The organism is Fuscovulum blasticum DSM 2131, assembly GCF_003034965.1.
GTDB classification, from domain to species: Bacteria; Pseudomonadota; Alphaproteobacteria; order Rhodobacterales; family Rhodobacteraceae; genus Pseudogemmobacter; species Pseudogemmobacter blasticus.
This window is the reverse complement of the sequence record NZ_PZKE01000013.1, coordinates 62536-76258: the sequence shown is the minus strand read 5'-3', so window position 1 is coordinate 76258 and position 13723 is coordinate 62536. Positions and strand designations below refer to the sequence as shown.

At 67.2% G+C, this 13723-nt stretch carries 12 protein-coding genes; 6 read left to right on the top strand and 6 right to left on the bottom strand.

The features are described 5' to 3' along the window. The first annotated feature begins 32 nt into the window (after window positions 1-32). Both C5F44_RS13515 and C5F44_RS13510 read left to right on the top strand, forming a co-directional pair. Entirely contained in the window at window positions 33-785 is a 753-nt protein-coding gene (locus tag C5F44_RS13515; protein WP_107674067.1) for an alpha/beta hydrolase, read from the top strand. Beyond that, window positions 782-1492 carry an alpha/beta fold hydrolase gene (locus tag C5F44_RS13510; protein WP_107674066.1) on the top strand — a complete coding sequence of 237 codons (711 nt, stop codon included), beginning with the start codon at window positions 782-784 and terminating at the stop codon, window positions 1490-1492. The genes C5F44_RS13515 and C5F44_RS13510 overlap by 4 nt, the downstream gene beginning before the upstream one ends. A 33-nt stretch (window positions 1493-1525) precedes the next feature. Here C5F44_RS13510 and phaZ read toward each other — a convergent pair whose 3' ends face one another. After that, window positions 1526-2800, bottom strand: a complete 1275-nt coding sequence (gene phaZ / locus C5F44_RS13505) for a polyhydroxyalkanoate depolymerase (RefSeq protein ID WP_107674065.1) — start codon at window positions 2798-2800, stop codon at window positions 1526-1528. Between the two features lie 104 nt (window positions 2801-2904). Between phaZ and phaC the strand changes: the two genes are divergently transcribed. From phaC to C5F44_RS13485, 4 genes are all read left to right on the top strand, one after another. Next, window positions 2905-4710 carry a class I poly(R)-hydroxyalkanoic acid synthase gene (gene phaC, locus C5F44_RS13500; protein ID WP_107674064.1) on the top strand — a complete coding sequence of 602 codons (1806 nt, stop codon included), beginning with the start codon at window positions 2905-2907 and terminating at the stop codon, window positions 4708-4710. Between the two features lie 282 nt (window positions 4711-4992). Next, complete coding sequence (locus C5F44_RS13495) at window positions 4993-5445, top strand: Phasin (RefSeq protein ID WP_107674063.1); 453 nt, start codon at window positions 4993-4995, stop codon at window positions 5443-5445. Window positions 5446-5607: 162 nt separating this feature from the next. Next, window positions 5608-6162, top strand: a complete 555-nt coding sequence (phaR, locus tag C5F44_RS13490) for a polyhydroxyalkanoate synthesis repressor PhaR (protein WP_107674062.1) — start codon at window positions 5608-5610, stop codon at window positions 6160-6162. Window positions 6163-6165: 3 nt separating this feature from the next. Beyond that, window positions 6166-7116 (top strand): LysR family transcriptional regulator, encoded by a 951-nt coding sequence (locus tag C5F44_RS13485; RefSeq protein WP_107674061.1) that lies wholly within the window; start codon window positions 6166-6168, stop codon window positions 7114-7116. Between the two features lie 12 nt (window positions 7117-7128). On the opposite strand, the gene C5F44_RS13480 is transcribed toward C5F44_RS13485, so the two are convergent. From C5F44_RS13480 to C5F44_RS13460, 5 genes are all read right to left on the bottom strand, one after another. After that, window positions 7129-8316, bottom strand: a complete 1188-nt coding sequence (locus tag C5F44_RS13480) for a DegT/DnrJ/EryC1/StrS family aminotransferase (RefSeq protein WP_107674060.1) — start codon at window positions 8314-8316, stop codon at window positions 7129-7131. 137 nt (window positions 8317-8453) lie between these two features. After that, window positions 8454-9008 carry a sarcosine oxidase subunit gamma gene (locus C5F44_RS13475; RefSeq protein ID WP_107674059.1) on the bottom strand — a complete coding sequence of 185 codons (555 nt, stop codon included), beginning with the start codon at window positions 9006-9008 and terminating at the stop codon, window positions 8454-8456. Then, on the bottom strand, window positions 9001-11916 hold the full coding sequence (locus C5F44_RS13470) for a sarcosine oxidase subunit alpha family protein (protein ID WP_107674058.1): 2916 nt from the start codon (window positions 11914-11916) through the stop codon (window positions 9001-9003). Before C5F44_RS13470 ends, C5F44_RS13475 begins: the two co-directional genes overlap by 8 nt. After that, on the bottom strand, window positions 11913-12179 hold the full coding sequence (locus tag C5F44_RS13465) for a sarcosine oxidase subunit delta (RefSeq protein WP_107674057.1): 267 nt from the start codon (window positions 12177-12179) through the stop codon (window positions 11913-11915). Before C5F44_RS13465 ends, C5F44_RS13470 begins: the two co-directional genes overlap by 4 nt. A 178-nt stretch (window positions 12180-12357) precedes the next feature. Further along, window positions 12358-13608 carry a sarcosine oxidase subunit beta family protein gene (locus C5F44_RS13460; RefSeq protein WP_107674056.1) on the bottom strand — a complete coding sequence of 417 codons (1251 nt, stop codon included), beginning with the start codon at window positions 13606-13608 and terminating at the stop codon, window positions 12358-12360. Between the last annotated feature and the right edge of the window lie 115 nt (window positions 13609-13723).

Below are 13723 nucleotides of genomic sequence, written 5' to 3'. Positions count from 1 at the left end.
CACCCGCGCGGCGCGGCTGCTATAAGCCGGACATGACCGAATTCCTCACCACCCCGCAAGGCCGCCGCATCGCCTACAACCGCCTTCCCGGCACAGGCCCGGGCATCGTGTTCCTGGGCGGCTTCAAATCCGACATGCAGGGTTCAAAGGCCCTGTTCCTGCAGGACTGGGCCGCCGCACAGGGCCGCGCCTTCCTGCGGTTCGACTATTCCGGCCATGGCCAGTCCTCCGGCGATTTCGAGGAGGGCTGCATCGGCGACTGGGCCGCCGACGCCCGTGCCGCGATCGAGGCGCTGACAGAGGGGCCACAGGTTCTGGTCGGTTCATCCATGGGGGGCTGGATCGCGCTTCTGCTGGCGCGCGGCCTGCCGGACCGGGTGGCGGGGCTGGTGGGCATCGCCGCCGCGCCCGATTTCACCGCCCGCACCTGGGCCGAGGATCTGACCGACGCCCAGCGGGCCGAGGTCACGGCGCGCGGGCGGATCGAGATTCCGTCCGACTATTCCGATCAACCCTATGTCTTTACCCGCCGCCTGTTCGACGATGGCGCGCAGAACCTTGTGCTGGACCGCCCGCTGTCGCTGCCCTTCCCCGCGCGCTTCCTGCAAGGCACGGCCGATACCGATGTGCCGCCCGCCGTCGCGCTGGCGCTTCTGGATCACGCCACCGGCCCCGATCTGCGGCTGACGCTGGTCAAGGGCGCGGACCACCGCTTTTCCACCCCCGACTGTCTGGCCCTGATCGCCGCCTCGGTTGCGGATGTGCTGGCGCGACCCCCGGCATGACCGACCCGCTGGTTGTCCTGCCGGGGTTCATGGCCGACGCGCGGGGCTTTCTGCCACAGATCGTGCATCTTGGGGTGGATCGGCCGGTGATCTTGCGCCTGCCGACCGGGGGCGAATCGGTCGAACACATCGCGCAGGGGCTGCTGCCCCATCTGCCACCGCGCTTTGCCCTTCTGGGCCACGGGCTGGGGGGTGATGTCGCCATCGACATCCTGCGCCGCCTGCCCGACAGGGTGTCGCGGATCGCGCTGGTCTCCACCGATCCGCTGCCCGAGCCGCCCAACGTCGCCGCCGCGCGCGAACCCCGGCTGGTCGCCGCCCGCGCCGGCCGGCTGGCCGAGGCGATGCGGGGCGAGGTGCCGGAAACCGCGCTGGCCGCCACCGAATGGCGGATCGAGGTGCTGGCGCTGGTGCAGGACATGGCCGCCGGTCTGGGGCTGGACACCTACCTTCGCCAGACCCGCGCGATGCAACGCCGCCCCGACCAGCAGCGCACCCTGCGCAATGTGCGGGTGCCGGCGCTGATGATCGCCGGCGCCGCCGATACGCTGGTGCCGCCGCGCCGGCAGGATTTCATGGCCGGGCTGATGCCCTTTGGCCGGCTGGTGGTGATCGAAGGCGCGGGCCACCTGCCCCAGCTTGAACAGCCCGAAGCCGTCAGCGCGGCCCTGCGCGATTTCCTTGCCGGGCCGCTGTTCCTGCGCTGAAGGCGGTTGCGCGGGTGGAAACTGCCGCCCGGCCTAGTTGGATGCCGCCAGCCGCACCGGCGGTTCGGCCGCCGGCGCACCCGAATTGGCGTCGATGAAGCTCAGCACCAGCGGGCGGATGTTCAACCGCCAGCTCTTGCCGGCAAAGATGCCGTAATGGCCCGCGCCCGGTTCCAGGTGGCTGGCCTTCTTTTCGGCCGGCAGGCCGGTCAGCAGGTCCAGCGCGGCCACGCATTGCCCCGGCGCGCTGATGTCGTCATTCGCACCTTCGACCGTTTTCACCGCGACCTGGGTGATGGCGCCGATGTCCACCTTCTTGCCCGCCACGACGAACTGGTTCAGCGCAATCTCGCGATTCTTGAAGATGCGTTCGACCGTGGACAGGTAGAATTCCGCCGTCATGTCCATCACGGCCAGATACTCATCGTAGAACCGGTTGTGGGCGTCGTGATCGCCGGCCTCGCCCCGCGCCACCTTCATGATCTGTTCGCGGAAGGCTGCGGAATGGCGGTCGGAATTCATCGAGATGAACCCGGCCAGTTGCAGCAGGCCCGGATAGACCAGCCGCCCCGCGCCCTTGTACTTGAAGCCGACGCGCTGGATCGCGGTCTGTTCAAGCTGGCCCATGGTGACGCGGCGGCCGAAATCGGTGACTTCGGTCGCGGCGGCGTCCGGGTCGATCGGCCCGCCGATCAGCGTCAGGCTGCGCGGCTGCGCCGCCGGCTCTTCCGCCGCCAGATAGGCGGTGGCGGCCAGCGTCAGCGGCGCGGGTTGGCAGATCGCGATCACATGCGTATCCGGCCCCAGCGCCCGCATGAATTCGACAAGGTAAAGCGTGTAATCCTCGACATCGAACTTGCCGGCGCTGACCGGAATGTCGCGCGCATTGTGCCAGTCGGTCACATAGACATCGGCATCGGGCAGCAGCGAGGCCACGGTAGACCGCAGAAGCGTGGCGTAATGGCCCGACATCGGCGCCACCAGCAGGATCTTGCGCGCCATCGGTTCACGGCGGCGCACGAAGAACTGGATCAGGTTTCCGAAAGGCTTTTCCACCACGGTCCTGATGTCGACCAGGTGATCCTGCCCTTCCGGCCCCACGATGGACCGGATGCCCCAGTCAGGCTTGGCCACCATGCGCGAGAAGGTTCGCTCCGTCACCTCGCCCCAGGCGGCCATCAGCGGCAGCATCGGGTTCATCGAAAGCGCGAAGATCGGATAGCTTGCCATCGCACGGGCGGTGGCCCCAAGCCACTCGTTCGTGTTGCGAGCGCTTTCCATGAGGTCGTAGGTGGTCATATACTTCATCTACCGTCTCCAAGCCCGGGCGGGACCAACACGCATCGTCGTGTGTCCCAACGGGCCGGTGACGCGATGCTGCACAGCAGCGACGATAGGGGGGATGAGTGACGATGGCAACAGAATCCGATGACTCGGGGATTCGGCAGGAACGGCTGAACGCAAATCTCGCGAGGATGGAGGAGTTGTCAAAACGTCTTGCCTCGGCGCTGGGGCAGCGGCGGCTGCATGACGCCGCGCTGAACGGGCCGTCAACCGATGTCTACATGAAGGCCGCCGCCGCCTATTTCGCCGAGATGATGCAGAACCCCGCCCGTGTTCTGGAACATCAGATCAGCTACTGGGGCAAGACGCTGAAGCATTACGTCGAGGCCCAGCAGGTGCTGGCCAAGGGCGAATTCCGCGCGCCCGAAGACCCCGGCCCGAAAGACCGCCGCTTTTCCAATCCGCTGTGGGACAGCCACCCCTATTTCAACTTCCTCAAGCAGCAGTATCTGCTGAACGCCGAGGCCGTCAGCACCGCCGTGGGCGACATGGAAAGCCTGCCGCCGGAAGACAAGCGCCGGGTCGAATACTTCACCCGCCAGATCGTCGACATGTTCAGCCCGACGAATTTCCTGGGCACCAACCCCGATGCGCTGGAACGCGCGGTGGCCACCGATGGCGAAAGTCTGGTGCAGGGGCTTGAGAATCTGGTCCGCGACATCGAGGCGAACAACGGCGAGGTCGTCGTCACGCTGGCCGACCGCGAGGCGTTCCGTGTGGGCGCCAATCTGGCAACCACGCCGGGGGCGGTTGTCTACCGCAACCGCATGTTCGAGCTGATCCAGTATACGCCGACCACCGAAAAGGTTCACAAGACGCCGCTGCTGATCTTCCCGCCCTGGATCAACAAGTTCTACATCATGGACCTGAAGCCGGCGAATTCGCTGATCAAGTGGATCGTCGATCAGGGCTTCACCCTGTTTGTCGTCAGTTGGGTCAACCCCGATTCCAGCTATGCCGATGTCGGGTTGGACGACTATATCCGCGACGGCTATCTGCGGGCCATGGCCGAGGTGCGCCGCATCACCGGCGAGGAGCAGGTCAATGCCGTCGGCTACTGCATCGCCGGCACCACGCTGGGCCTGACGCTGGCGCATCTGCACAAGGCCGGTGACAAGACCGTCAAGACCGCAACCTTCTTCACCACCATGACCGATTTCTCGGAACCGGGCGAAGTGGGCGTGTTCCTGACCGATGATTTCGTGGACGGGATCGAACGCCAGACCGCACAGGACGGCATCCTGTCGCGGCTTTACATGGCGCGGACCTTTTCCTTCCTGCGCTCGAACGACCTGATCTACAGCCCGGCGATCAAGTCCTACATGCTGGGCGAGGCGCCGCCCGCCTTCGACCTGCTCTACTGGAACGGCGACGGCACCAACCTGCCCGCGAAAATGGCGGTGGAATACCTGCGCGGCCTGTGCCAGCGCGACGGCTTTGCCAAGGGCGAGTTCCAGGTGTTCGGCAAGCCGGTCAGTCTGAAGGACGTGACCGTGCCGCTGTGCGCCGTGGCCTGCGAGACCGACCACATTGCCCAATGGCGCGGCAGCTTCAACGGGGTGAAGCAGATGGGATCGAAGTCCAAAACCTTCATCCTGTCCGAAAGCGGCCATATCGCCGGGATCATCAACCCGCCCGGCCGCGACAAGTATGGCCATTACGTCAGCCCTGCCCCGGTGACCGGAACCCCGGAAGACTGGAAAGCCGGCGCCGAGTTCCACAAGGGAAGCTGGTGGCCGCGCTGGGGCGCCTGGCTGGCCAAGGCTTCCGGCCCGATGGTGGCGGCCCGCATCCCCGGCGACAGCGTTCACCCGGTTCTGGCCCCGGCCCCCGGGGTGTATGTGACCGCCGTGCCGGCGCTGACGGCCCCCTGATTCGCGGCAAGTCGCAGCGAAACCCGGCCGGTCCGCCCTGCGGTCCGGCCTTGCGCCCGTGGGGCTTTCCCGCTGTCGGCATGGGTCCGGCTGCGGGGAAATCTCGTTTCGTCAAGTGCTTGCGGCCTTGCCTTTTGCCGCCGGGACGAAAGGCCGCGCTCTGGCCCCGCCAAGGCGCCGGGCGCAATGCTGCATTGCAGAAAAATACTTGAAATGCTGCACCGCAGCATGTATATGTTTCTCATGAAATCCGGCCAGTGTCCGGCATTAGGAGATACCCAGATGACCAAGACCCCCGACATGACCAAGGCGTTCCAGGACATGATGGCCGCTTTCCCGGTTGACGCCTCGGCCTTCCAGAACGCGTTCAAGACCCAGGCCGCTTTCGGCGAGAAGTTCTCGAAGGTCGCCATCGAGGCGGCTGAGAAGTCGACCGAAATCACCGCCAAGTGGACCAAGGACACCCTGGCGAAGCTGGGCGACATGGCCAAGGCCAAGGCTGACCCGGTCGACTACACCAAGTCGGTGACCGACTACGCGTCGGCCGCTGCCGAGATGGCCGCCGAAAACCTGGCCGCCTTTGCCGAAGTGGCGAAGAAGGTTCAGATGGAAACCGTCGAGCTGATGCTGGCTGCGGGCAAGGAAGTGTCGGAAGACGCCACCGCCGTCGTGAAGAAGGCCACCAACGAAGTGACCACGGCCGCCAAGAAGGCCGCCGCTTCGGCCGCGAAGTAAGTCTTCCGACCGGCTGCGCGGCTTCGCTCCCTGTCGCGCGCAGCCCTTGTCGAAAGATCAGCGGGCGGGCTCTTCCTGAGCCCGCCCTTGCTTTTTTCTGCGGCCCTGCCCTAAGCTTCTCTGCACACGCAAAAGCGTGCCGTAGTCCAGGGGGGTCCGTGCATGGCCGATACCGACAAGCCGCTTCTGATCAAGCGCTATGCCAGCCGGCGCCTCTACAATACCGAAACCTCGGATTATGTGACGCTGGAAGACATTGCAGGCTTCATCCGGCAGGGCCGCGAGGTGCAGATCGTCGATCTGAAATCCGGCGATGACCTGACCCGGCAGTATCTGTTGCAGATCGTTGCCGAACACGAATCCAAGGGCGAGAACGTGCTGCCGGTGAACGTGCTGACCGATCTGGTCCGCAGCTATGCCACCGGGATGCAGTCGGTCATGCCGCAATTCCTGCAGGCCAGCTTCGACATGCTGCGCGAAAGCCAGACCAAGATGGTGGAAAACCTGTCCGCCTTCCCCAATCCGATGGCCGCCGTTCCCGGCTTCGATGCCCTGCGCAAGCAGCAGGAAGTGTTCCTCAAGTCGATGATGGGCGGCCTGCCCGGCTGGGCCGCGTCGGGCCCCGCGCGTGAAGACGACAGCGCCGACAAGCCCGACGACATTGCCGAGATCAAGAAACAGCTCGCCGAACTGCAGGCCAAGCTGTCCAAGCTCTGACCGATGGCCGAGGCCGAGGGCCGCGTCACCCTCTGGGGGATCGAAGTCTTTCTCGCCGCGGCCGAGGAAGGCGCCATTTCCGCTGCGGCGCGGCGTCTGGGCGTCAGCCCCTCCGCCGTCAGCCAGCAGCTTTCCGGTCTGGAAACCGCGCTTGGCGCGCTGCTGCTGGATCGCGGCGCCCGGCCGATGCGGATGACGCCCGCCGGAACCATGTTCCGCCGCCACGCGCAGGTGATGCTGAACGCAGCACTTGAGGCCCGCGCCGAACTGGCCCGCGCCGATCTGGCCGGTCTGACAACCCTGCGCCTTGGCATGATCGAGGATTTCGAGGCCGATGTGACGCCCCGCCTGCTGTCGGGCCTGTCGGAAGAACTGAAAGGCTGCCGCTTCCTGCTGGAAACCGGCCCGTCGCACCGGCTGCTTGACCAGCTTGACGCCCGCGCGCTGGACGTGATCGTCGCCACCGACCTGCCCGGCGACACCGCCGCCGAGGCCGCCCCGCGCGAGGTTCACCCGATCCTGCGCGATCCCTTCGTTGCCGTCTGCCCGCGCGGGCAGGCCCCCGGCGACCTGCCGCTGATCCAGTATTCCGCCCGCCATCTGATCGGGCGCCAGATCGCCAGCCACCTGTCGCGGCTGGGCGTGAAGCCCGCCTCGCGCTTTGAACTGGACAGCTATCACGCGATTCTGGCCATGGTGGCGGCCGGTGCCGGCTGGGCCATTCTCACGCCGCTGGCGCTGCATCAGGCCCGCCGCTTCCGCGCCGAGATCGAGGTGCAGCCCCTGCCCTTCGCGCCGCTGGACCGCACGCTGTCGCTGCAGGCCCGCGCGGGCGTGCTGCGCGACATTCCCGATCTGATCGCGCACCGCCTGCGCGCGCTGATCGCGGAAGAGGTGGTCGCGCCGATGCGCGCGGCCTACCCGTTCATCGGGGACAGCCTGTCGGTCCTGTAACCGGGCGGCGCCTCAGCCCTTGACGGCCTCGGCCGCGCCCAGGATCGCGTTGGCGATGAAATCCAGTTCCGCCGCGCTCAGACGGGTGGGCAGGCGCACGTCGCAGGCGCGCATCAGCATGGCGCGGGTCTGCGGCAGCTCGGGCACCTCGCCCAGGAACTGCCAGTTCCAGAACGCCCGCGCATTGCCTTCCGACAGGCCGAAGACCTGCACCGAAACGCCGCGCTGCTTGGCGGCGGTCTGGAAGGCCACCGCCTCTTCGTCGGTCCAGTCGCCCACAAGGTTGAACTGGATGGAATCCGGCGCGCGCTGTTCGGGTTTCAGCGGATCGGGCACCCGCAGCCAGGGGCAGGCGTTCAGCATGTCCGCCACCCGGTCGTGGTTCGCCCGGCCCTTTTCCACCCGCTCGGCCACCAGCGGCAGTTGCGGCCGGATCACCGCCGCCGACAGGTTCTGCATCCGCAAGTTATAAAGCGGCAGCTTGTTCTGCCAATGCGCGCAACTGTTGGACAGGCCCGGGTGCTTCTTCCAGTTTTCCTCATAGGCGCCCGACATGATGATCGCCCGCGCCGCCACCTCGGGATCGTCGGTGATCAGGATGCCACCCTCGCCCGCGTTCACCATCTTGTAGGACTGGAAGCTGAAGCAGCCCACCTTGCCGATGGTGCCGATGTTGCGCCCGCCCCAGACGGTGCCCAGGCTGTGCGCCGCATCCTCGATCACCGGGATACCGGCCGCATCGGCCAGGTCCATGATCGCATCCATGTCAGACGTGTGCCCGCGCATGTGGGAAATCATCACCGCATCGGCCCCGGGCAGCTTGGCCGCGAAATCGGCCATGTCCACGCGGTAGTTCGCGCCCACTTCCACCAACACCGGCACGCAATCGGCGTGCACGACTGATGACGGCACGGCGGCAAAGGTAAAGGCCGGGATCAGCACCTTGGCGCCCTTGGGCAGGTCCAGCGCCTTGAGCGACAGGAACAGCGCCGCCGAACAGGACGATACCGCCAGCGCATAGCGCGCGCCCAGAAGCGCCGCGAACTCTGCCTCCAGCAGCGCCACCGGCGCATCCTTCGGCGCGGTATAGCGGAACAGGTCGCCCGAATTCAGCAGCCGGTCGATCTCGGCCCGCGCCGCTTCGGGAATGGATTCGGCCTCGTGAACATTGGGGGCAAGGGTCTGACCGTCGGGCGCCATCTTCAGCTTTCCTGAATGTGTCTTTCAGAAAGCGTGTAAACACTGCGCCCGTGACGCGCCAGTGACAAATCATCCGCTGCGCCGGATTTCGCCACCGCGTTCTTCCACTGCCGCGATATGCGGTAGAAAATCCTTCCTCAGCCCTTGATCGCGATCCGCGCCTCAAGCCGATCCAGCACCTCGGCCAGCTCGTGCCACAGGGTCCGTGCCATCGACCGGAACACCCAGATTTCAACCGCCTCCGCCCCCGTCCGCAGGATCACCGCCGACATGTGGTTGACCGGCGCCCGGATCGCCGCCCCTTCGGGAAAGGCCGCCGGCGTCAGGTCCACCGGCACCAGCCGCGCCAGCGCCTGCGCAAGCCCCGGCCCCGACAGCGCCACCCCGGCCCAGCCGCCAGACTGATCCGTCACCGCGGCCGCACCGGCCAGACCTGCCGGCGGCTCGGCCCCCATCAGGAAGGCCTGATCGCGCCCGGTCCAGACCAGCCGCGCCGCCCCCGCCGAAACCCAGCGGTTCGGCTGCGGAAAGCCCAGGCCCAGCGGCGCCAGCACGGCACCCGCCGCCTCGGCCCCGCCGGGAAACAGCGCCACCGACCAGATCGCCCGGTCCTCCAGCGGCACCAGGCTGAGACCGGCCTTCGTCACCGACGCCTGTCCCGCCCAGGCCTGTTTTGCAATCAGTTCAGGCACGCATCCGCCCTCCGTCCGGGTCCAGGAACACCGGCCCCGTCACCTCGCAGGTAACGTCGATGTCCCGCAGGTGATCCACCAGCCGGATCTGTTCGCCATGCCGCGCCCGGCCATCGGCCAGGAAGGCCAGCGCCAGCCAGCAGTTCAGCGTGGGCGACCAGCAGACGCTGGTGACATAGCCTTCGTCCGTCGCCGGTTCGACCACCGCGCCGGGCCGGAACAGATGCGCCCCCGCCGTCAGCGGCGCATGGGTCTTCAGCCCCACAAGCTGCTGGCGTTCCGGTCCCGTCAGCCCCGGCCGCTGCGCCGCCGCCTTGCCGATACAGTCCTTCTTGGCGCTGACCATCTTCTCCATGCCAATGTCGAAGGCGGTCACCCGGCCGTGAATCTCGGCATGGGTGATGAAGCCTTTCTCGATCCGCAGCACGTTCAGCGCCTCCATCCCGTAGGGACCGCCGCCCATGGTCTCGGCCCGGCCAACCAGATCGCGGAACAGCGCCTCGCCATAGCGGGTGGGAACGGCCAGCTCATAGCCCTCTTCCCCGCTGAACGAGATGCGGAACAACCGCGCCTCGACCCCGCCGACGCGCACCGTCGTCACCCCCATGAAGGGCAGATCGCCCAAGGGCGCATCCAGCGTGGCATTCAGCAGCGCCCGCGCCATCGGCCCGGCCACGGCGAACTGCGCCCAGCTTTCGGTGACGCTGAGGAAGCGCAGATCCCAATCGGCGCAGAAGGCCTGATGCACGAAATCCAGATGCCGCATCACCAGCCCGGCGGCGGCGGTGGTGGTGGTCATCAGGAAATGGTTTTCCCCCAGCCGCGCCGTGGTGCCATCATCCAGCACCATCCCGTCCTCGCGCAGCATCAGCCCATAGCGGACCCGGCCCACCGGCAGGGTGCTGAAGGTGTTGGTATAGACGAAATCCAGAAACCGCGCCGCATCGCGGCCCTGGATGTCGATCTTGCCCAAAGTGGACACATCGGCCACGCCCACTGCGGTGCGCACCCAGCCAACCTCGCGGTCGCAGGCTTCCTTCCAGCCCGTCTCGCCCGGCTTCGGAAAATAGCTGGGCCGATACCACAGCCCCGCCTCGATCATCGGCGCGCCCCGGTCGCGGCTGGCCTGATCGCTGGTCAGGAAGCGTTGCGGCGCAAAGCCCGCCCCGCGCCCGCCCGCCCCCATCGAGGCGATGGACACCGGCACGAAGGGCGGCCGGAAGGTGGTGATCCCGGTATCGGCGATCGAACGGCCGGTGGCATCGGCCAGCACGGCCAGCGCCGCCACATTCGACGACTTGCCCTGATCCGGCGCCATGCCCTGCGTGGTATAGCGCTTCATGTGCTCGACCGAGGTATAGTTCTCCTTGGCCGCCAGACGCACGTCCTTGGTCGTCACGTCATTGGCAAAGTCGATCCAGGCCCGCCCCTCGCCGCCCACGTCCCACAGGGCGCGCGGCTCATAGGGCGCATCCTCGGCCGCCGGCAGCGGCAGGTCGGGCACCGCCATCCCCAGATCCTTCAGCGCGGCCGTCGCGGCGGCCTTGCCATCGCCCAGCGCCGCATGGGTCGAGAAGCGGCCCGCCGCCGCCCCCGCCGCCGTCAGCCCCGGCACCGCGCCCTCCATCGGCACGAAGGCCATGATGTCCTCCGACCAGCGCGGGCGTCCGTTCATGTGGCAGGTCAGGTGCAGGCTGGGGTTCCAGCCGCCCGACATGGCCAGACAGTCGGTCTCGATCTCGAAGGTCTCGGCCCCCTTGCGCACGGTGATCGCCCGCAGGCCAAGGCGGCCCCGGCTGCCCACCACCTGCGCGCCCAGATGCACCGGGCAATCCTCCAGCCCCGAAGCCTCGGCGCGCGGGTCGATGATCGCCGCCACCTGCACCCCGGCGGCCATCAGCTCGCGCGCCAGAACGCGGCCGGCCTCGCTGCCGTCAAAGATGGTGACCCGCCGCCCCGGCACCACGCCAAAGCGGTTCAGATAGGTGCGCACCGCGCTGGTCAGCAGGATGCCGGGCCGGTCATTGTCGGGAAAGGCGATCGGGCGTTCCAGCGCGCCCGCGCCCAGAACCGCGCGCTTCGCGACGATGCGCCAGAAACATTCGCGCGGCAGGTTCGGCCGGGCCGGGCGGTGCAGCCCCACCCGCTCCAGCGCGCCGAAGGTGCCGTTGTCATAGGCGCCGGTCACGGTGGTGCGCGTCATCACCCGCACGTTCGGCATTGACCGCAGCTCCGCCTCGACGCCGGCCACCCAGATCGCCGCCGGCTCGCCGCCCAGGGTGCCGCCGTCACCGACCAGACGCCCGCCCAGCAGCGGGTTCTCGTCGGCCAGGATGACCTGCGCCCCCGCCCGCGCCGCCGTCAGCGCCGCCATCAGCCCGGTCGGCCCGGCCCCGATCACCAGCAGGTCGCACCAGGCCCAGGCTTTCTCGTAAACGCCCTCGTCATGCTTGCCCGACAGGCTGCCCAGGCCCGCCGCCCGGCGGATCACCGGCTCATAGACCCGTTCCCAGAAGGCCCGCGGCCACATGAAGGTCTTGTAATAGAACCCCGCGCTCAGGAACGGCGCCAGCAGGTCGTTGACCTCAAGCAGGTCATATTTCAGCGTGCCCATCCGGTTCTGGCTGCGGACATCCAGCCCGTCGAACACTTCCAGCATGGTCGCGCGGACGTTCGGCGTCTGGTTGGTCTTGCCATGGATCTCGACCAGCGCGTTCGGCTCTTCGCTGCCGGCGGTCAACGGGCCGCGCGGGCGGTGATACTTGAAGCTGCGCCCCATCAGCCGCACGTCATTGGCCAGCAATGCCGAGGCCAGCGTGTCGCCGCGATAGCCGCCATAGCTCTTGCCGTCGAAGGTAAAGCGCAGCGGGTGGCTGCGGTCGATGATGCCCTTGCCCTCGACCCTCATTCCGCGGCCCTCCCGGCAACCAGCTCGACGGCGGTGATCTCATGCGTCACCGTGTTGCGCGTGACCACCAGCCACTGCGCGCAGCCCTGTTCGTGATACCACAGGTCGCGCGTCACCCCGGCCGGGTTGTCGCGGTTGTGCAGATAGTCGTCCCAGGCCGCGGGCGCGGCCCCGGCCTCGGGGCGCGACAGGTAATCGGCCGCGCCGGAGTAATAGAACTCCCGCCGGTCACGTTCGCCGCAAAGGGGGCATTTCAGGCGCATCGGGTGGTCTCCTTCGGGGCCGGCGTTGCCAAGGGGCGCTGCCCCTCGGCCCTGCGGGCCTCACCCCGGGGTATTTGGGCCAAGATGAAACCCTGCCACTTCATCTTGGCAAAAATACCCCCGCCGGAGGCAACCGGCAGTCTGGCGAGGCGTTTCGGGTGAACATGAGGCATGGCGGTCAATGCAGGTTGTGCTGGCTGCCGGTGCCTTCTTCATCCAGAAGATGCCCGGTCGCGAAACGGTCAAGGCGGAAGCGACGGGCCACCTCATGCGGGGTGTCGGTCGCCATCAGATGCGCCATACACCAGCCGCTGGCCGGCACCGCCTTGAAGCCGCCGTAGTTCCAGCCGCAGTCAAGATACAGCCCCTCGACATGGGTCTTGTCGATGATGGGGCTGCCATCCGGCGACATGTCCATGATGCCGCCCCAACTGCGCAGCACACGGGCGCGGCCGATCATCGGCATCAGCGTCATGCCCGCTTCCATCACATGTTCCACCATCGGCAGGTTCCCCCGCGCAGCGTAGCTGGCGTAGAAGTCCAGATCGCCGCCGAACACCAGACCGCCCTTGTCGGACTGGCTGATGTAGAAATGCCCCATGCCGAAGCTGATCACATGGTTGATCACCGGCTTCAGCCCCTCGGTGACGAAGGCCTGCAGCACATGGCTTTCGATCGGAAGCCGCATCCCGGCCATGGCCGCCACCTGGCTGGACCGTCCGGCCACCACGATGCCGACCTTGGGCGCCCGGATCGGGCCGCGCGTGGTCTGCACGCCCACGACCTTGCCGCCCTCGATGTCGATGCCGGTCACTTCGCAGTTCTGGATCAGGTCCACGCCGCGCCGGTCGGCGCCGCGCGCATAGCCCCAGGCCACCGCGTCATGCCGCGCCGTGCCGCCGCGCGGGTGCAGAAGCCCGCCATAGATGGGAAAGCGCGTCTGTTCGAAATCCAGCCAGGGCAGCAGTTCACGCACGCCGTCGCGGTCCAGCAGGATGGCATCGTCGCCCTGCGTGATCATCGCATTGCCGCGCCGGGCAAAGGCATCGCGCTGGCCATCGGAATGGAACAGGTTGATCAGCCCGCGCTGGCTGTGCATCACGTTGTAATTCAGCTCGGATTCCAGACCCTCCCACAGCTTCAGCGAATGGCTGTAGAATTCCTGGTTGCCCGGCAGGAAATAGTTGGCGCGCACGATGGTGGTGTTGCGCCCCACGTTGCCGCCGCCCAGATAGCCCTTCTCCAGCACGGCGATATTGGTCAGCCCGTGGTTCTTGGCCAGGTAATAGGCGGTGGAAAGCCCGTGCCCGCCGCCGCCGATCACGATGGCATCATAGGCCGGCTTCGGGGCCGGGTTGCGCCAGGCGGGTTTCCACCCCTTGTTGCCGAATAGCCCCTCGGTAATGACCTTCAGGCCCGAATAGCGCATCCTGCCGCTCCCGTCGTTCCGGTCCCAGTGAACCGGCTTTGTCCCCGGTTTGCAAGGCGCGGCGGCGCCAAGCCTGCCCAACCGCGACAAAGGCTGTCGCTTTCAGTCCCGCCCC

Bases quoted from the DNA above. Each gene is read 5' to 3' on its own strand.
- C5F44_RS13515 (WP_107674067.1), top strand. From the start codon at position 33: ATGACCGAATTCCTCACCACCCCGCAAGGCCGCCGCATCGCCTACAAC.
- C5F44_RS13510 (WP_107674066.1), top strand. From the start codon at position 782: ATGACCGACCCGCTGGTTGTCCTGCCGGGGTTCATGGCCGACGCGCGG.
- phaZ (WP_107674065.1), bottom strand. From the start codon at position 2,800: ATGAAGTATATGACCACCTACGACCTCATGGAAAGCGCTCGCAACACG.
- phaC (WP_107674064.1), top strand. From the start codon at position 2,905: ATGGCAACAGAATCCGATGACTCGGGGATTCGGCAGGAACGGCTGAAC.
- C5F44_RS13495 (WP_107674063.1), top strand. From the start codon at position 4,993: ATGACCAAGACCCCCGACATGACCAAGGCGTTCCAGGACATGATGGCC.
- phaR (WP_107674062.1), top strand. From the start codon at position 5,608: ATGGCCGATACCGACAAGCCGCTTCTGATCAAGCGCTATGCCAGCCGG.
- C5F44_RS13485 (WP_107674061.1), top strand. From the start codon at position 6,166: ATGGCCGAGGCCGAGGGCCGCGTCACCCTCTGGGGGATCGAAGTCTTT.
- C5F44_RS13480 (WP_107674060.1), bottom strand. From the start codon at position 8,316: ATGGCGCCCGACGGTCAGACCCTTGCCCCCAATGTTCACGAGGCCGAA.
- C5F44_RS13470 (WP_107674058.1), bottom strand. From the start codon at position 11,916: ATGAGGGTCGAGGGCAAGGGCATCATCGACCGCAGCCACCCGCTGCGC.
- C5F44_RS13465 (WP_107674057.1), bottom strand. From the start codon at position 12,179: ATGCGCCTGAAATGCCCCCTTTGCGGCGAACGTGACCGGCGGGAGTTC.
- C5F44_RS13460 (WP_107674056.1), bottom strand. From the start codon at position 13,608: ATGCGCTATTCGGGCCTGAAGGTCATTACCGAGGGGCTATTCGGCAAC.